15 protein-coding genes are annotated in these 16,815 nt (G+C 73.4%); 5 read left to right on the forward strand and 10 right to left on the reverse strand.

Going from position 1 to position 16,815, the window contains the following annotated elements; translation table 11 throughout:
• Window positions 1–527: 527 nt before the first annotated feature.
• Window positions 528–893 carry an Mth938-like domain-containing protein gene (locus tag ABT299_RS49795; protein ID WP_387032112.1) on the reverse strand — a complete coding sequence of 122 codons (366 nt, stop codon included), beginning with the start codon at window positions 891–893 and terminating at the stop codon, window positions 528–530.
• Between the two features lie 248 nt (window positions 894–1,141).
• Here ABT299_RS49795 and ABT299_RS49800 point away from each other — a divergent pair, with 248 nt between their 5' ends.
• Window positions 1,142–1,315 carry a hypothetical protein gene (locus tag ABT299_RS49800; RefSeq protein WP_190868651.1) on the forward strand — a complete coding sequence of 58 codons (174 nt, stop codon included), beginning with the start codon at window positions 1,142–1,144 and terminating at the stop codon, window positions 1,313–1,315.
• A gap of 12 nt (window positions 1,316–1,327) precedes the next feature.
• Here the strand turns inward: ABT299_RS49800 and ABT299_RS49805 are convergent, their stop codons facing one another.
• The 3 genes from ABT299_RS49805 to ABT299_RS49815 all read right to left on the reverse strand — a co-directional run bounded on the left by ABT299_RS49805 (window position 1,328) and on the right by ABT299_RS49815 (window position 6,226).
• A complete protein-coding gene (locus ABT299_RS49805; RefSeq protein WP_500255118.1) occupies window positions 1,328–2,188 on the reverse strand; it encodes a hypothetical protein in 861 nt (286 codons plus the stop codon).
• 154 nt (window positions 2,189–2,342) lie between these two features.
• Complete coding sequence (locus ABT299_RS49810) at window positions 2,343–4,151, reverse strand: hydantoinase B/oxoprolinase family protein (protein ID WP_500255119.1); 1,809 nt, start codon at window positions 4,149–4,151, stop codon at window positions 2,343–2,345.
• Entirely contained in the window at window positions 4,148–6,226 is a 2,079-nt protein-coding gene (locus tag ABT299_RS49815) for a hydantoinase/oxoprolinase family protein (protein ID WP_500255120.1), read from the reverse strand. Before ABT299_RS49815 ends, ABT299_RS49810 begins: the two co-directional genes overlap by 4 nt.
• A 176-nt stretch (window positions 6,227–6,402) precedes the next feature.
• Here ABT299_RS49815 and ABT299_RS49820 point away from each other — a divergent pair, with 176 nt between their 5' ends.
• The 3 genes from ABT299_RS49820 (at window position 6,403) to ABT299_RS49830 (ending at window position 8,693) form a co-directional block, all read left to right on the forward strand.
• Entirely contained in the window at window positions 6,403–6,777 is a 375-nt protein-coding gene (locus ABT299_RS49820; RefSeq protein WP_500255121.1) for an FKBP-type peptidyl-prolyl cis-trans isomerase, read from the forward strand.
• Window positions 6,778–6,903: 126 nt separating this feature from the next.
• Window positions 6,904–7,869: an ABC transporter ATP-binding protein gene (locus ABT299_RS49825; protein WP_500255122.1), complete on the forward strand. Its 966-nt coding sequence runs from the start codon at window positions 6,904–6,906 to the stop codon at window positions 7,867–7,869.
• Between the two features lie 50 nt (window positions 7,870–7,919).
• Window positions 7,920–8,693, forward strand: coding sequence for an ABC transporter permease (locus ABT299_RS49830; RefSeq protein WP_387032103.1), 774 nt, complete (start codon window positions 7,920–7,922; stop codon window positions 8,691–8,693).
• Between the two features lie 65 nt (window positions 8,694–8,758).
• Here the strand turns inward: ABT299_RS49830 and ABT299_RS49835 are convergent, their stop codons facing one another.
• Window positions 8,759–9,415, reverse strand: coding sequence for an SRPBCC family protein (locus tag ABT299_RS49835; RefSeq protein WP_500255123.1), 657 nt, complete (start codon window positions 9,413–9,415; stop codon window positions 8,759–8,761).
• Window positions 9,416–9,625: 210 nt separating this feature from the next.
• Between ABT299_RS49835 and ABT299_RS49840 the strand changes: the two genes are divergently transcribed.
• Window positions 9,626–10,471: a polysaccharide deacetylase family protein gene (locus ABT299_RS49840; protein ID WP_387032101.1), complete on the forward strand. Its 846-nt coding sequence runs from the start codon at window positions 9,626–9,628 to the stop codon at window positions 10,469–10,471.
• On the opposite strand, the gene cutA is transcribed toward ABT299_RS49840, so the two are convergent.
• The 5 genes from cutA to ABT299_RS49865 form a co-directional block, all read right to left on the reverse strand.
• Window positions 10,417–12,903: an aerobic carbon-monoxide dehydrogenase large subunit gene (gene cutA, locus ABT299_RS49845; RefSeq protein ID WP_500255124.1), complete on the reverse strand. Its 2,487-nt coding sequence runs from the start codon at window positions 12,901–12,903 to the stop codon at window positions 10,417–10,419. The genes ABT299_RS49840 and cutA overlap by 55 nt on opposite strands.
• Window positions 12,903–13,421, reverse strand: coding sequence for a (2Fe-2S)-binding protein (locus ABT299_RS49850; protein WP_500255125.1), 519 nt, complete (start codon window positions 13,419–13,421; stop codon window positions 12,903–12,905). The genes cutA and ABT299_RS49850 overlap by 1 nt, the downstream gene beginning before the upstream one ends.
• Window positions 13,421–14,284: an FAD binding domain-containing protein gene (locus ABT299_RS49855; protein WP_190868662.1), complete on the reverse strand. Its 864-nt coding sequence runs from the start codon at window positions 14,282–14,284 to the stop codon at window positions 13,421–13,423. Before ABT299_RS49855 ends, ABT299_RS49850 begins: the two co-directional genes overlap by 1 nt.
• 12 nt (window positions 14,285–14,296) lie before the next feature.
• Entirely contained in the window at window positions 14,297–15,841 is a 1,545-nt protein-coding gene (locus ABT299_RS49860; RefSeq protein WP_500255126.1) for a uracil-xanthine permease family protein, read from the reverse strand.
• Window positions 15,842–15,983: 142 nt separating this feature from the next.
• On the reverse strand, window positions 15,984–16,815 hold an 832-nt coding region (locus ABT299_RS49865; protein ID WP_500255127.1), incomplete at its 5' end, for a PucR family transcriptional regulator.

The following is a 16,815-nucleotide window of genomic DNA, read 5'->3' on the forward strand; positions in this document are numbered from 1 at the left end:
TGCTCCTTGCTGGGGGGCCGCCCTTGCGGCCCGCTTGTTTCTGACAACGCAAACGCTACGTTGCCTTTCCAGGTTCAGCAAGAAGCCTGTTGCACGAAACCACTGTCTTCGCTGGTAGATCCAAGATTATTGTTGCAACGGTTCAAGAAGTAATGCAACGACCTTGCTCGTTGCGTTGCAATAGATTGAGAGTGAACGCTACAGCGGGAGCAGCTGGCGTCGTGAGATGGATCAGGCTCGTCCATGCCTGAGGTGGTGGGCGGCGGCGGCCCTGCCGGCTACCGTGCCGGGCCGGCCGCAGCGCTCACCCGGTGATCACTCCGTCGCTGCTGCGCGGACGCGCAGGATTTCAGGTCGCGCGCGGTCCGATGCTTCTACTCGCGCGCTGGGCGCTTCTGCACGCCGATCCCGGTCCCCCAGGTAGCGGAGCCGCCGCTACCGGGTCGCTCTGCTTCCGGTCGTCCTTGTTCTCCGGCGGACCATACGTCCCATCCCTCTCCGGTCGATGGGAAGGGATGAACGGCTGGTCAGCACGTGGAATGGAAAAGGCCTCCGACGGCGACCTCGGCGGCCAGCCTGTTGTACATGTCAACGGCCGCTTTCGTTTCTTCCACGTGGACCTCGACGCCGTGCTTCCGCAGCAGTTCGAGGGTCTCCGGCATGGTGTGCAGCCGCAGCTCCATGCCTCGGCTGAGGACCACGGTCGTGCACCCGTGGTCGAGGAGTTCCTGGACGTCCGCGGGCTGGATCCCCGGCTCGTGCCGGGTTCCGTGCTCGCCCCAGTCCCATTCCCGACCGCCTCCGGGATACAGCTTGAAGTCCTTGCCGGGTGGGAGCCCTTCGACCTCCATGCGTCCCCAGGAGACGTGGGTGATACGGGGTGATGCCGTCATGAGGTCATCCTCCCACGCGGTCTTCCGGTCCGCCCTCGCCGCGGACGGCGCGCGTGTCATTGCGCGGAGATGACGATTGTGATGTGCGGCTCACCTTGCATTCTGTGGTGCATATCGCAGGCCCGGCGGGCTCTGAATGGCGACGGGCGAACCTAGGCTGGAAGTCTCCTCTCGATGCCATTCAGGTGACCCAGGTCACGAAATGCGATTCGCGAAGGGAATGCGAGCCCTTCGGGAAGGGGCGTCACATGATCGACGTCAGTCTCACCGCGGTGTTCGCGGTGCTCGGGGCGGGCGCGTTGGCGACCGTTCTGATCAGCGCTCTTCTGGGATGGGTCATCCGGCCTCGCGGCGGCGGTCCGGCGGCCCCCGCGGGCGGCGTTCACGGCAGGAGGGCGGACGAGCGGCAGCCGGTTTCCTGAGCGGGCGCCGGCTCAGGACTTGAGGAGCGCGAGAACCGCGGCGTCTCCGTGCTGTCCGATGAGGTCGACCGGCGGTTCCGCCTTCTGGTTGGACGCGACGTGCTCCTTCAGCGCCCGCAGGAGCTGGACGCCTTCGGGGCTGGCGCCGTAGCCGGGGCTGGCGAGGATGAGGTCCCAGAGTCCTCGCGCCTCGTCGAACGTGTCGGGGAGGCCGCCCTCCTCGATGCCCATGACGGAGCCGATGATCTTCCAGACGCCCATCCAGGTGAGGAGGGCGTCGCCTTCGGGGATGTCCTCGCCGACCGCCCGCAGGCCGAGCAGGGGCGTGTAGGAGAAGGTCAGCAGCGTGTAGGCGAGGCTGACCTGGTTGATGTAGGGGTGGTCGGGCGGTGACGGGTACGTCTCCGCGATCGTGGTGTGGCGGACGCCGAGGGACGTGTAGGCGGTCGAGATCCCGTGGCCGCCGCCTCCGTCGGCGAATCCCTTCCGCACCGCGTCCATGACCTGGTCGGTCGTTTCGAGGCGCTCTGGGACGAATCGGGTCTCGGCGAGCCGTCGCGTCTCGACCAGCAGCTTCGCGCCGTCGATGTAGGCGTAGGTCTGCGGGAGGGACCGGACGAGCAGGAGGATCTCGTACGTCTCGTCGAACGTGGAGTTGACCTGCCCGAATCCCTCGATCAGGGCGAGGTGCCGCCGCGCCGTCTCGGTCGTGAGCGAGCCTCTCTGGAGGAGGGAGTCCAGCAGGCTCCCGTTGGTCGGTTCGTCGCCGCCGGCCGCTTCCATGATCGGCTCAAGGGCCCCGTACAGGGTCCCATCCTTGCTCTGCGGCCGCTTGCGGGCCTGCGCCAGCTGCTCCTGGGTCGACCACACCATCGGTACCTCCGCGCGCCTCGATTACCCGAAGGCTAAGAGACCAACGGGTCATCGTGACGATGTGATCACTGACCGTATCCGGACGCCGCGGTGAGTCCGCAGCCCGGGCGTGCCGCGAGGGCTCCGCAGCCGCAAGCGGCCACGCCGTGGGCTTTCAGTCCACGTCGGCGGACGTCGCTCCTCCGGAGAGAGTCGGGTAGCCGGGGCCGCGGTCGAAGAAGGGGGCGGGGCCGCGGTCGGCGCGGATGCGGGCGCGGAGCGCGTCGGTCGCCGCGGCGTCGACCTCGCCGTCGCGGAGGACGACGCCGTAGTCGTCGCGGGCGCCGTTCGGCGACACCTTGCCGTCGCGGACGTCCGCGGCGACGCGGGACGGGTCGCGGTCCAGGGGGTCGCCCCAGCCGCCGCCTCCGGTGGTGCGGATGCGGATGACCTGCCCGGCGCGGACGGGGTGGTCGTCGACGAGGCCGTCCATCGGCGTGCCGTCGATGTCGACGCGGAAGGGGCGGCCGGCGCGGCCCCCGTTGACGCCCCAGCAGGAGAGGATCGAGCGGTCCGCGATCGACATGTAGTGGGCGTCGCGGAGCATGCGGATGTGCTTGTCGTAGCCGAGGCCGCCGCGGAACTCGCCGGGGCCGCCGGAGTCGGTGGCGAGGCCGAGGCGCTCGACGAGGAACGGCCAGCGGGCCTCGGCGAACTCGGCGGGGATGTTGCGGGAGTCGGGGACGATGTGGATGGTGTCCTCGCCGTCGGCGTAGGGGCGTCCGCCGGAGCCGCCGCCGAGGACCTCGCGCATCAGGTAGGGGCCGCGGTCGTCCTCGCCGTAGACGCCGGTGTAGCGGATCGTCTCCTGGTCGGCGGGCATGCGCCCGCCGGTGGCCTTGGCGAGGACGCCCGCGAGGACGCCGAGGAGCCGCAGGATGACGAACGTGCGGGCGTTGGTCGGGGCCGGGAAGACGGGCGTGAGGAGCGTGCCCTTCTCCGGGAAGCGCATCTCGATGAGGGGCACGACGCCCTCGTTGACGTCGAGTTCGGCGGCGCGCTCGGGGGTGTCGGCGAGGTTGCGCAGGACGGGCGCCAGCCACTTCTTGAGGAAGACGCCGCCCGCGTAGTCGCCCGCGTGGTTGATCGGGCCCTTGGCCTGCGGGGACGTCCCGGCGAAGTCGATGACGAGCGGGACGTCCGCGGACTTGTCGACGGTGAGGGTGATGCGCTGCGCGTGCAGGCGGGGCGGGTCGACGCCGTCGTGCTCGGCGTAGTCCTCCCAGACGAACGTGCCATCCGGGATCTTGGCGAGCAGCTCGCGGCGGAACGTGTCGGTGGTGCGGGAGATGATCGCGTCGAAGCAGGACTCGACGTCCGCGCGGCCGTAGCGGGCGAACAGGTCGCCGAGGCGGCGGGCGCCCATGAGGCAGGCGGAGCACTCGGCGTCGAGGTCGCCGGCGAGCGAGTCGGGCATCCGCGAGTTGCGGGTCATGATGGCGAGCGCGGCCCGGTTCGGGACGCCCCGGTCCCAGAGCTTGATGGGCGGCACCATCAGGCCCTCCTCGTAGGCGCTGCGGGCGTGGCTCGGCATGGAGCCGGGGACGGCGCCGCCGATGTCGTCGTGGTGCCCGAACGCCTGGACGAACGCGACGACCTCGCCGTCATGGAACACCGGGACGGTCACGCAGAGGTCGGGGAGGTGGCCGATGCCGCCTTCGGACAGGTACACGTCGTTGTGGAAGAACACGTCGCCGAGGCGCATCTCGTCGATCGGGAAGTCCCGGGCGACGGGCTGGACGAGCGCGGAGTAGGAGCGTCCGGTGAGCTTGCGGAGCCGCCGGTCGTGGATGCCGGCGCGGAAGTCGTGGGCGTCCCGGATCATCGGGGAGCGGGCCGTGCGGGCGATGGCCGTCTCCACCTCGCGTTCCACGGACGCGAGGGTGCCCTCGACGATCTCCAGGAGGATCGGGTCGGCGCTCATCGGCCCGCCTCCGTCCGGTGCGCCGCGGTCACCACGAGGTCGCCGTGGGAGTCGAGGCGGGCGGTGAAGCCGGGGTGTAGTGGGAGGGTGGAGCCATACTCCTCGATCACCGCGGGTCCCTCGACGACGTCGCCCGGGGCGAGCTTCTCGCGCCGGTACACCGGTGTCTCCTCCCAGGCGTCGAAATACACCGGGCGGGTGCCGGTGCGGGCGCGCGACGGGTCGCCGTCGCCCGGCGCGCGTTCCGGGAGCTGCGGCCGCTCGATCGGCCCGATGCCGGACACGCGAAGGTTGACCCATTCGACGGGATGGCGCGGGTCGTCGCGGTGGCAGTAGCCGTACCGGTCGGCGTGCGCGTCGTGGAAGCGGCGGACGACCTCCGCGCGGAACGCCTCGCCGGGCGGTCCCGCCGGGGCGGTGACGCGGACCTCGAACGCCTGCCCGTAGTAGCGCAGGTCGGCGGACCGGACGAAGCGCCGCCGCCCCTCGGGGAAGCCCTCGCGGGCGAGCGCCGCCCCGGCCTCGTCCTCCAGCTCGGCGAACGCCTCCGCGAGGACGGCGGCGTCCAGCTCGGCGTCGCGGACGACCCGCGTCCGCACGTGGTCGTTCTTCACGTCCACGGTGAGCAGCCCGAGCGCCGACAGGTTGCCGGGGTTCTCCGGGACGACGGCGGCGGGCAGGCCGAGGACGTCGAGCAGCCGGCACGCCAGCAGCGGCCCGGACCCGCCGAACGCGACGAGCAGGTAGTCGCGGACGTCCAGGCCCCGCTGGACGGTGATCTGCCGGATCGCGTTGGCCTGGTTCCACGCGGAGATCTCCAGGATCCCGGCGGCGGCCCGCTCGACGGTGAGGCCGAGCCCGGCGGCGAGCGTTTCGAGGCCGGCGCGGGCGGCGGGCACGTCCAGCGGCACCTCGCCGCCGAGCAGGTGCGGCGGGATGCGGCCGAGGACGGCGTGCGCGTCGGTGACCGTGACCTCGGTGCCGCCGCGGCCGTAGCAGAGGGGGCCGGGGTCGGCGCCGGCGCTGCGCGGCCCGACCTTCAGCGCGCCGTCCGCCGACCGCCGCGCGATCGACCCGCCGCCGGCGCCGACCGTCACGATGTCGATCATCGGGATCTTGACGGGGTGGCGGCCGATCGTCCCCTCGGTGGTGACGGTCGGCTCGCCGTCCAGCACGACGGCGACGTCGGTGGACGTGCCGCCGCCGTCCAGCGTCACGACGGAGCCGCGGCCGCCGCGGGAGGCGACGAACGCGGCGCCGAGCGCGCCCGCCGCCGGGCCGGACAGCACCGTCGTGATCGGCTGCCTTGCGACCTCGTCCGCCGACAGCACGCCGCCGTTGCTCTTCATCACCAGCAGCCGGGACGCGACGCGCTCGGCGATCCGCGCGAGGTAGCCGTTCATCGCGGGCTTGACGGCGGCGTCCACCAGCGTCGTCACGGACCGCTCGTACTCGCGGTACTCGCGCAGCACCTCGCACGACAGGGACACGACCGCGTCCGGGTGCTCGCGGCGCAGCACCTCGCGCATCGCGAGCTCGTGCGCCGGGTTCGCGTAGGAGTGCAGGAAGCACACGCCGATCGCGCGGATCCCCGCGTCGCGGAACCAGCGCGCCGCCGCGACCGCCGACTCGGTGTCGAAGGGGCGCAGCTCGGCGCCGGTGTGGTCGAGCCGCCCGCCGACCGTCCGCACCCGGTGCGCGGGGACGATCCGCGGCGGCTTCACCCAGAAGTAGCTGTTGCCGTAGCCGTCCGGGACGCTCTGCCGCGCGATCTCCAGCATCGACGCGAAGCCGTCGGTGGTGACGAACCCGAGGTCGTCGATCCGGTCCTCCAGCAGCCGGTTCGTCGCGACGGTCGTGCCGTGCGACAGCGCCGCGACGTCCTCGGGGGACGCGCCGAGCAGGCCGAGCACCTTGGCGACGCCCGCCGCGAACCCCTCGGCGGGGTCGGCGGGCGTGGACGGGGTCTTGGTGGTGACGGGCTCGCCGCCGGCCCCGTCCCCTCCGGTGTCCAGCGCGACGACGTCGGTGAACGTCCCGCCCGTGTCGATCCCGATGCGCAGCCGCCGTGCCATGCCCAACGGTCTACCGGACGGGCCGCGCCCGGGGAACCGTCGCAATGTGCCAACGGGACCGCCGTTCTTTGGTCAGGGCACGCGCTCGGGCCGGGGGACGCGCTGCGGCCCCGGCGGCGGCGCTAGGCTGGGCAGCCGTCCGAAAAAGCATCCGATGACACCGCTGGAGCCCTTCCATGGCGCTTGAACGCCCCGAGATCGACTTCCCCGAGGGGCAGCCGCCCGCGCACCTCGACATCACCGACATCACCAAGGGCGACGGCCCCGAGGCCGTCAAGGGCTCGACCGTGTCGATGCACTACGTCGGCGTCTCCTGGTCCACCGGCGAGGAGTTCGACGCGTCCTGGAACCGGGACGGCACGCTGGACTTCGAGCTCGGCTCCGGCCGCGTCATCAAGGGCTGGGACATGGGCATCGCCGGGATGAAGGTCGGCGGCCGGCGCAAGCTGGTCATCCCGCCGCACCTGGCCTACGGCGACCGCAGCCCGAGCCCGGCCATCAAGCCCGGCGAGACGCTGATCTTCGTCGTCGACCTGGTCGCGGTGAGCTAGGACCGCGCCCTACGGCGACGGCACGGCGACGGGCACGGCCCAACGGCGGGCAATCGGGCGGTGAAAATCCGGCCGGTTGCCCGCCGCCGCCGTTTCCGCGCGCGGGCCGTCCGGTATCAGACGTTCATGATCGAGGCGCGCGGGCTGACGAAGCGGTACGGCGACACCACCGCCGTCGACGGCGCCAGCTTCAGCGTCGCGCCGGGCCGCGTGACCGGCTTCCTCGGCCCGAACGGGGCCGGGAAGACGACGACGATGCGGATGATCCTCGGCCTGGACCGCCCGACCGCCGGCGAGGTCACCGTCGGCGGCCGCCGCTACCGGACGCTCGGCGCGCCGCTGCGCGAGGTCGGCGCGCTCCTCGACGCCCGCAACGTGCACGGCGGCCGCACCGCCTACAACCACCTGCTGTGCCTGGCCAAGAGCAACGCGATCCCGCGCCGGCGGGTGGACGAGGTGCTGGACCTGGTCGGGCTGCGGAGCGTCGCGCGGAAGCGGTCCAAGGGCTTCTCGCTCGGCATGGGGCAGCGGCTCGGCATCGCCGCCGCGCTGCTCGGCGACCCCGGCGTGCTGATGTTCGACGAGCCGGTGAACGGGCTGGACCCCGAGGGCATCCTGTGGATCCGCACGCTGATGCGGCGGCTCGCGCGGGAGGGCCGCACCGTGTTCGTCTCCAGCCATCTGATGTCGGAGATGGCGCTGACGGCCGAGCACCTCGTCGTCATCGGGCGGGGCCGCATCCTCGCCGACACCGGGATGGCCGAGTTCATCGGCGCGAACGCGACCAGCCACGTGCTGGTGCGCTCGCCGCAGGCCGCCGAGCTGGCGCGGCTGCTCGACGGCCCCGGCAGGCGGCTGGAGCAGGACCCGGACGGCGCGCTGCGGGTGTACGGGGCGCCCGCGGCGGAGATCGGCGACGTCGCCGCCGACAACGGGCTGCGGCTGCACGAGCTGGCGACCGTCCAGCCGTCCCTGGAGGAGGCGTTCATGCGGCTGACCGGCGAGACCGTCGAGTACCACGCCGGTGTGCCGGGCACGGCGAACCCGGCCGCGGCGGGGCCGGGCGCGCCGTCCCCGGGGGCGGGCGCGTGAACGCACCGGCCGCTCCCGCGCGGGCGGGGTCTCGCAGGGACGTCAAGCGCGTGCGGTTCGCGCATGTGCTGTCCTCGGAGTGGACGAAGATCGCCACGGTCCGGTCGACGTTCTGGACGCTGCTGGCCGGCGCCGTCGTGCTCATCGGGTTCTCCGCGCTGTGGGCGCTGGCGTTCACCGCGTCCTTCGACCAGATGAGCGCCCGGGACCGGGCGACGTTCACCCCGATGCTCCCGACGCAGGTCGCCTACTACTTCGGCCTGGTGGTGTTCGGCGCGCTGGGCGTGCTGGTCATCACCGCCGAGCACGGCACCGGGATGATCAAGACGGCGCTGACGGCGGTGCCGCGGCGGGCCGCGTACCTGGCCGCCAAGACGGTCGTGCTGGGCGCGGTCGTGCTGGTGGTCGGGATCGTGGTGACGTTCGCGTCGTTCTACGCGGCGCAGGGCATCCTCGCGTCCAAGCACCTCGACGGCTCGATCGGCGATCCCGGGGTGCTGCGCGCGGTGATCGGCGGCGGGATCTACCTGGCGCTGGTCGCGATCCTCGCGCTCGGCATCGGGACGCTGCTGCGGCACACGGCGGGCTCGATCGTGCTGCTGTTCGTGGTGCTGTTCGTGCTCGGCATCGCGGGCGGGTTCCTGCCGAGCACGTGGGGCGACACCGTCAACAAGTTCCTGCCGTCCAACGCGGGCGGCGCGATCCTCGACCCGGTGCACAAGTCCGGTTCGCTCGCCCCGTGGACGGGCCTCGGCGTCTTCGCGGTGTACACGGCGGTCGTGCTGGCCGCGGCGCTCGTCCTGTTCGAGCGCCGCGACGCCTGACCTGCCACACGTCCGCCGACCGGCGGCGAGTCGCCGGCGCCGCCATGACGACGGCCCACTGCGGCTCAGCGCCGGCGGCGGGCGAGGAGGTGGCCGAGGGCGACCCCGGCGAGAGCGACGGCGCCTCCGGCGAGGAACGCGGCGACCATCGGCGCTCCGGCCGTCCCGCCGGGCGTGGCCGGCTCGGCGGCGGCGCGTCCCGGGAACACCCGGCCGGTCTCCGGCCGTGCGGTGGAGGACGGCGCGGCCGCCGGGGCGGGCGGCGGGGTCTCCGGTTCGGCGGGCGGCGCGGTCAGGTCGCGTTCGACGGCGGCGAAGAACTCGCCGGCCGTCCGCTTGGCGACGCCGCCGAGCATCCGCTGCCCGACGCCGCCGATCATCCCGCCGACGACCGCGTCGGCGGCGTAGTCGACGCGGGTGGAGCCGCCGCCGTCCGAGAGCCGGACCCGGACCGTGGCGTCCACCGTGCCGGGCGCGCCCTGGCCCTGCGCGCGCAGCGTGAACGAGCGCGGCGGGTCGGGGTCGGCGAGCTCGACGCGCCCGACGTAGGTGCCCTGGATGGACGCGACGCCGGCGGTGACCGTCATGCGGTAGGTGTCGGGGCCGGTCTCCTCCAGGGAGCGGCACCCGGGGATCGTCCGGGCGAGCACGGCCGGGTCCTGGAGCGCGTCCCAGACGCGGGCGAGCGGCGCGGCGACGCTGGCACTGCCGTTGACCTGCATGTTCCGACTTTAGGGAATGCGGGCCCCGCACCGAACGGCAACATGTGCCGAGTACACGCCGAGGATTGGGCAGATCCCCGGCGACACCGCAGGGAAATGGTCAGATATGTCCGGCTGATACCGACGCGCGCGAACTCCCGGGCGTGCGGGCGCGTCAACCGAAGCGAACGACGAGAACCGAACCCCCCAACCGAACGGAGAACGCGGCCGATGCGAGGGAAGACGCCCGTGATCGCGATGGTGACCGCCGGAGTCGTCGGCGCGGCCGCGGGCGGCTGGCCGGTGGTCCGGGCCGAGGCGGGCGGCTCGTCGGGGCCGTCCATGCGGACGCAGCTCTCCTCGGTGCTCGCCGACCAGAAATGGGCGACGCCGAAGCCCGGCACGTGGACGCCGCCGAAGCCGTCCACCGACGGGCTGCCCCCCGTCATCGACCACATCGACACCACCGAGCGCGTCGTCTTCCTCACCATCGACGACGGCTACACCTACGACTCGGAATTCGTCGACATCGTCCGCAAGGAGAAGGTGCCGATCCTGACGTTCCTGACCACGACGTATCTGCGGGGCCAGGGCCAGTACTTCCTCGCGATGCGCAACGCGGGCTCGCAGATCGAGGACCACACCGTCACGCACCCGAACATGCCCTCGCTCTCCCCCGACGCGCAGAAACGGCAGATCTGCGACTCGGCGGACGCGATCCAGCGCGAGTACGGCCGCCGGCCGCTGATCTTCCGGCCGCCGTTCGGCGCGTACAACCAGGCGACGCGGCAGGCGTCCAAGGACTGCGGGATGAAGTCGATCCTCACCTGGACGGCGGAGTTCTACAACGGCACGTCCGGCCCCGGCGTCGGCTACAACGGGTTCGCGCGCGCCGACGGCGGCAAGGGCTTCAAGCCCGGCGACATCATCCTGATGCACTACCGCAAGGGCCTGGCCGGGGAGTTCCGGATGATCCTCGGCTGGATCAAGCAGGCCGGGCTCCGGCCCGCCGCCGTGCAGAACTACCTGCCGCGCTCGCTCGGCGGCAACGCCCCGGAGACGCCCGCCGCGAACTGACCGCCCGGAGCCGCCGCGCCGCCGTCGCGCGCGGCCTCCCGGACGCGCAGGCCCGGGTCGCCGGACGCCCGTTCGCGCAGCTCGTACAGGGCGTCCGGGGACAGCGGCATCGCCTCGACGCGCAGCCCCTCGGCGTCCTCGACGGCGGAGGCGACGACGGCCGACACCGGGATGACGCCCGCCTCCCCCGCGCCCTTGATGCCGAGCGGGTTCAGCGGCGACGGCGTCTCCAGATGGTCGGTCTCGATGCGCGGGACCTCCGTCGCGTACGGCATGAGGAAGTCCATGAACGAGGCGTTCAGGAGCTGGCCGGACTCGTCGTAGACCATCCGCTCGTAGAGGGCGCCGCCGACGCCCTGCGCGACGCCGCCGTGGATCTGCCCCTCGACGACCATCGGGTTGATGAGCCTCCCGCAGTCGTGCACGACCGCGTACCGCAGGATCGCGATCTCGGCGGTGTCCGGGTCGGTCTCCACGATCGCGGCGTGCGCGCCCGCGGCGAACGTCGACCGGACGGGCGAGTAGTAGCCGCGCCCCTCCAGGCCCGGCTCGTCCCCCTCCGCGACGGGCGGCTCCGTCGCGGGGCGGCCCACCGCGAACTGCGTCGCCGCGGCGGTCTCCGCGTCGAACGCGTACCGCAGCGGGTTCGACAGCACCGCGACCGTCCGCAGCGGGACGGACGCCGACAGGTCGCCGCGGACGTGCACGACCCCGTCGGTGATCTCCAGGTCGCCCGGGTCGGCCTCCAGCGCCTCCCCGGCGATCCGCAGCGCCTTCTCGCGGACCTTCCGGCACGCCACCGCGATCGCGTTCCCGCTCATCACCGCGGCGCGGGACGCGAACGTGCCGACCGCGTACCCGAACCGCCGCGTGTCCCCGGTCGTGACATGCACGTCCCCGATCGGGACGCCGAGCTCGGCGGCGGCGATCTGCGCGAACACGGTCTCGTGGCCCTGCCCCTGCGAGGTCAGCCCGGTCGACACGTGCACCCGCCCGGCGGTGTCGATCTCGACGTGCCCGCCCTCGTACGGGCCGACGCCCGTCCCCTCGACGTACACGCCGACGCCGATGCCGATGCGGCGGCCGCGGCGCGCGGCGGCCGCCCGCTCCGCCTCGAACCCGTCCCAGCCGATGAGGTCCCGCACCTTGCGCAGCAGCTCGGGGTAGTCGCCGGAGTCGTAGACGAGGGGGCGGCCGTCCTGGAACGTCAGGCCCTGGTCGTAGGGGAACTCGTCGGGCTGGATGAAGTTCGCGGCGCGCACGTCGGCGCGGTCGAGGCCGAGGTGGCGGGCGATGCGGTCCATCGTCCGCTCCATGCAGAACGCGCCCTGCGGGCGGCCCGCGCCCCGGTACGGCGTGACGATGAGGGTGTTGGTGTAGAGGCTGACGACCTCGGCCCGGTACGCGCCGATCTTGTACGGGCCGAGCAGCTGCGTCGACGTGACGATCGGGATGATGATCCCGTACGGGGTGTACGCGCCGTGGTCGTGCAGGATCCGCACGTCCAGGCCGAGGACGCGGCCCGCGTCGTCGAACCCGACCCGGACGTCCTGGAGCTGGCCGCGCTCGTGGGCGGCGGCGACGAAGTGCTCGCGCCGGTCCTCGGTCCACTTGATCTCGCGGCCGAGGAGCCGCGCCGCCCACGGGACGAGCACCTCCTCCGGCCACGGATGCACGATCTTCACGCCGAACCCGCCGCCGACGTCCGGCGCGACGACCTCGACCTTGCCGTTCGGCAGGCCGAGCCGCGCGGCGATCGCGGCGCGCACGCTGGTCGACGCCTGCGTGGAGGAGTAGACGCGCAGCGACCCGTCGTCGGCGTCCCAGCGCGCGTACACGCCGCGCCCCTCCAGCGGCGTGGACGCCGACCGCTCGATCGACAGCCGGAACTCCAGCTTGTGCGGCGCGGCGTCGATCGCCGCGGCGGCGTCGCCGGTCTCCTGGAGCAGGACGGCGCCGACGTTGCCGGGGACGTCGTCGTGGACGAGGTGCTCGGCGCGCTCGGCGTTCTCGATGCCGACGACGGCGGGCAGCGGCTCGTACTCGACGCGGATGCGCTCGGCGGCGTCCTCGGCGAGGTACCGGTCGCGGGCGACGACCATCGCGACGGGCTCGCCGACGTGCCGGACGACGTCGCGCGCCAGCGGGTACCCGGTGCGGCCGTGCGTCAGGGCCGGGTGCGGGATGAGCAGCGGCAGCGGCTCGCCGACGCGTCCCGGCAGGTCCTCCCAGGTGTAGACGGCGACGAGGCCCTCCACGTCGAGCGCGTCCGACACGTCGATGTCGGCGATGCGGGCGTGGGCGTGCGGGGACCGGACGAACGCCGCCGCGAGCGCGTCCCGCCCGAGGTCGTCCAGGTACCGGCCGCGGCCGGTGAGGAGCCGCGCATCCTCGCGGCGCTCCACCGGCTCGCCGAACACGCGCGTCCCCATCACGCCTCGCTCTCTGCGCCGGACCCGCCGGACCCGCCGGACGCGGCGAGCAGTTCGGCCGCGCGGTGCACCGACTTCACGATGTTCTGGTAACCGGTGCAGCGGCACAGGTTCCCGGAGATCCCTTCGAGCACCTCGTCCTCCGTCGGGCGCGGCGTCTCCCGCAGCAGCGCGGTCACCGTGCACAGGAAACCGGGCGTGCAGAAGCCGCACTGCAGGCCGTGGCATTCGCGGAACGCCCGCTGGACCGGGGACGGCGTGCCGTCCGGCGCGGCGAGGCCCTCCACCGTCGTGACGGCGTGCCCGGCGGCCGTCACCGCGAACGTCAGGCAGGACCGGACCGGGTCGCCGTCCATCAGCACCGTGCAGCAGCCGCAGACGCCGTGCTCGCAGCCGACGTGGGTGCCGGTCAGGCCGAGGTCGTGCCGCAGCAGGTCCGACAGCAGCCGCCGGGCGGGCACCCGCGCCGTGCGGTGCACGCCGTTGACCGTCAGGGCGATGTCGTGGAGCTCCTCCATCAGTCCCGCGCCCTCCTCAGCGCCTCGGCGGCGGCGGTCGCCAGCGCCCTCTCCGTCAGTACCCCGGTCAGGTGGCGGCGGTAGCGGGCGCTCGCGTGGATGTCGGACTCGGGGTCGATCCGCTCCCGCACGTACGCGGCGGCGGCCGGCCAGTCGCCGTGCGGCCCCGCCGCCTCCGCGAGGTCGAGGACGAGGGGCGCGGGCGCGATGCCGAGGTAGCCGGCGCGGACGCCGCCGACCCGCAGGTCCTCGTCGAGCGTGACGACCGCGGCGACGCCGGACAGCGCGTAGTCGCCGTGCCGCCGCGCCGTCTCGGTGAACGCCGTCCCTGTGCGGGGCGGCGCGGCCGGGAAGAACGCGGCGACCGCCAGCTCCCCCGGCCCGAGCGCCGACTCCAGCGGGCCGGTGAAGAACTCCGCCGCCGGGATCGTCCGGCGCCCCCGCACCGACGCGGCCTCGACCGTCCCGCCGAGGACGGCGAGCACCGCGGGCAGCTCCGCGGCCGGGTCGGCGTGCGCGAGGCTCCCGACGACCGTGCCGCGGTTGCGGATGACCGGATGCGCGACGTGCCGCAGCGCGCGGCCGAGCAGCGGCTGCACGGCCGCCGCCTCCACCGACCGCTCCACCCGCGCGTGCCGGGCCAGCGCGCCGACCCGCACGCCCTCGTCGCCGACGTGCACGGTGTCCAGCTCGGCGACGCCGTTGACGTCGACCAGGTCGGGCGGCGCGGCGAGGCGCATGTTGAGCAGCGGGATGAGGCTCTGCCCGCCCGCGAGCACCTTGGCGCCCGGGGCGCCGTCGAGCATGCCGAGCGCCTCGTCGACGGTGCGGGGCGCGTGGTGGCGGAACGGGGGCGGTTTCACGGCGCCGCCCCCTCAGCCCGCATCGCTCTCGCGATCCGGAGGCTCGCCGGGCTCGCCGCGCCCGCCGGGTTCGCCCGGCTCGCCCGGCTCGCGGCGTGCGCCCGGCGCACCGGGCTCGCCGCCTCCGCCGGGACGGACCGGCCCGCCGATCTCCCGCTCCGCGGGCGCGATGACGCCGCCGCCCGACTCGTCCGGGCGGCGCACCGCGTTCAGCAGGTGGTAGCCGACCAGCACCGCGATGGTGCCGAGCGCGATGCCCTGCAGCGGGAAGTCGTCGGTGATCTTCAGCGTGACGTTCCCGATCGCCAGGATGATCGCCGCCGCCACCGGGACGAGGTTGACCGGATCGCCGAAGTCGACCCGGTTCTCGATCCAGATCTTCGCGCCGAGCAGGCCGATCATCCCGTACAGCACGACGGTGATGCCGCCGAGCACCCCGCCCGGCGTCGCCGCGACCAGCGCGCCGAACTTCGGGCACAGCCCGAACAGCACCGCCACGATCGCCGCGACGTAGTAGGCGGCCGTCGAGTAGATCCGGGTCGCGGCCATCACGCCGATGTTCTCGGCGTAGGTCGTGGTGGGCGAGCCGCCGACCGCCGTGGCCAGCACCGTGCCGACGCCGTCCGCGCCGATCGCGCGGCCGAGCACCGGGTCCAGGTCGTCCCCGGTCATCGCCGCCACCGCCTTGACGTGCCCGGTGTTCTCCGCGATCAGCGCGATGACCGGCGGCAGCGCCAGCAGGATCGCGGAGGTCTTGAAGTCGGGCGCGTGCGTGTGCGGGAACCCGAACCAGTCCGCCGCCTTCACCGCCGAGAAGTTCAGCCGCTCGTGCGGGAACGCCGTCGGCACGCAGAACGGGCCCTCCGCCGTGCACGCCTTCCCCGCCCCGTCCAGCAGGTTCTGCCCCGGCAGCACCGACGTGATCTCCCCGGCCGTCTTGTCCAGGACCCACGACAGGACGAACCCGAACACCAGCGCCAGCAGGATCGCGATCCGCGACCAGAACCCGCGCAGCACCACCGTGCAGAACACCGCGAAGCACAGCGTCGCCAGCGCGACCCACTGGTCCTGCGGCCAGTACGTGTCCGCGACGACCGGCGCCAGGTTGAACCCGATCAGCATGACGACCGCGCCCGTCACCACCGGCGGGAACACCCGGTGGATGACCTCGCCGCCGAGGAAGTGCACGATCACGCCGATCACCAGCAGCAGCGCGCCCGCGACCAGGATCGCGCCGGTCACCCGCGCGCTGTCGCCGCCCGCCGCGCGGATCGCCGCGACCGCGCCGACGAACGAGGCGCTGGTGCCGAGGTAGCTCGGCACCCGGCCGCCGACGATCAGCAGGAACAGGATCGTCGCGAACCCCGACATCATGATGGACAGGTTCGGGTCGAGGCCCATCACCACCGGGAACACGAACGTCGCGCCGAACATCGCCACCACGTGCTGGGCGCCGATGCCGGCGGTGCGCGGCCACGACAGCCGCTCCCCCGGCCGGACGACCTCTCCGGGCGGCGGCGTGCGCCCGTCCCCGTGCAGCTTCCAGCCGATCACCATCCGGGGCTCCTCCTGGTCGACATGGGCGTCCGCACCGGCTCGCGCCTGCGGGCAACGTAGATCTACCCCGGTGGGCGGGCATCGGCGACATCTGCCGAAGTTCGGCGCGCCGTCCGGGCGGACCCGGACGGCGCCGCTACGCTCAGATACCGCGCATGCGCAGCACGTGCAGGGCGAGGGTGAGGTTGAGCCGCAGATGCGCGTCCTCGGTGAACGCCCCGAGCATCCGTTCCAGCTTGCCGATCCGGTACCGCAGCGTGTTGTAGTGGAAGTGCAGCCGCCGCGCGGTCTCGGCGACGTTGAGGTTCGTCTCCAGCAGCACCTGCAGGGTGCGGCGCAGGTCCACCAGCTCCGGCTCGTCGTCGCCCGCCAGCTCGCCGAGGGTCTCCCGGACGAACGCGTGCAGCTCCGCCGGATCCGACACCAGGCTCAGCAGCCGGTACACGCCGAGCTGGTCGAAGTGCGCCCGCGCGCCCGCGCCGTGCAGCTGCCGCCCGACCCGGACGGCCTTCACCGCCTGCTCGTAGGCCTCCGGCAGCTCCGCCGGGCACGTCACCGTCCGGCTGATGCCGGTGGAGAACGTGCGGCGCACCGGCAGGTGCTCGGCGAACAGCGCCGCGGCCTCCTTCACCATCGCCTGCACGGGGCCCGCGGGCGGCTCGCCGCCGCCGGGGTCCGCGACGGCGTCCGCGCCGACGATCGCGACGATCTCGTGCGCGAAGCTCGCGACCGCGGCGCCGCGGTCGTGCCGCCGCACGGCGGTGCTCCACGCCGCGGCGAGGCGCTCCTGCGCCGCGCGCTCCTCCGCGCCCCGCACGCCGCGCATCGCCGCGTCCGGGTCGGCCGCCCGCGCCTTCGCCGCGTCGGCGGCACGAGGGTCCGACCCGCGCGGGTCGGACCCGCGCCGGCGGGCGGGGGCGCGCGCGCCCCCCGGCACGCCGAGCTTGCGGGGTGTGCGCTCGATCGCCGGGGGC

This window comes from Spirillospora sp. NPDC000708 (assembly GCF_040299565.1).
Taxonomy (GTDB): domain Bacteria; phylum Actinomycetota; class Actinomycetes; order Streptosporangiales; family Streptosporangiaceae; genus Spirillospora.

Bases quoted from the DNA above. Each gene is read 5' to 3' on its own strand.
- ABT299_RS49840 (WP_387032101.1), top strand. From the start codon at position 9,626: ATGCGAGGGAAGACGCCCGTGATCGCGATGGTGACCGCCGGAGTCGTC.
- ABT299_RS49860 (WP_500255126.1), bottom strand. From the start codon at position 15,841: ATGGTGATCGGCTGGAAGCTGCACGGGGACGGGCGCACGCCGCCGCCC.
- ABT299_RS49795 (WP_387032112.1), bottom strand. From the start codon at position 893: ATGACGGCATCACCCCGTATCACCCACGTCTCCTGGGGACGCATGGAG.
- ABT299_RS49815 (WP_500255120.1), bottom strand. From the start codon at position 6,226: ATGGCACGGCGGCTGCGCATCGGGATCGACACGGGCGGGACGTTCACC.
- ABT299_RS49800 (WP_190868651.1), top strand. From the start codon at position 1,142: ATGATCGACGTCAGTCTCACCGCGGTGTTCGCGGTGCTCGGGGCGGGC.
- ABT299_RS49825 (WP_500255122.1), top strand. From the start codon at position 6,904: ATGATCGAGGCGCGCGGGCTGACGAAGCGGTACGGCGACACCACCGCC.
- ABT299_RS49820 (WP_500255121.1), top strand. From the start codon at position 6,403: ATGGCGCTTGAACGCCCCGAGATCGACTTCCCCGAGGGGCAGCCGCCC.
- ABT299_RS49805 (WP_500255118.1), bottom strand. From the start codon at position 2,188: ATGGTGTGGTCGACCCAGGAGCAGCTGGCGCAGGCCCGCAAGCGGCCG.
- cutA (WP_500255124.1), bottom strand. From the start codon at position 12,903: ATGGGGACGCGCGTGTTCGGCGAGCCGGTGGAGCGCCGCGAGGATGCG.
- ABT299_RS49850 (WP_500255125.1), bottom strand. From the start codon at position 13,421: ATGGAGGAGCTCCACGACATCGCCCTGACGGTCAACGGCGTGCACCGC.
- ABT299_RS49835 (WP_500255123.1), bottom strand. From the start codon at position 9,415: ATGCAGGTCAACGGCAGTGCCAGCGTCGCCGCGCCGCTCGCCCGCGTC.
- ABT299_RS49810 (WP_500255119.1), bottom strand. From the start codon at position 4,151: ATGAGCGCCGACCCGATCCTCCTGGAGATCGTCGAGGGCACCCTCGCG.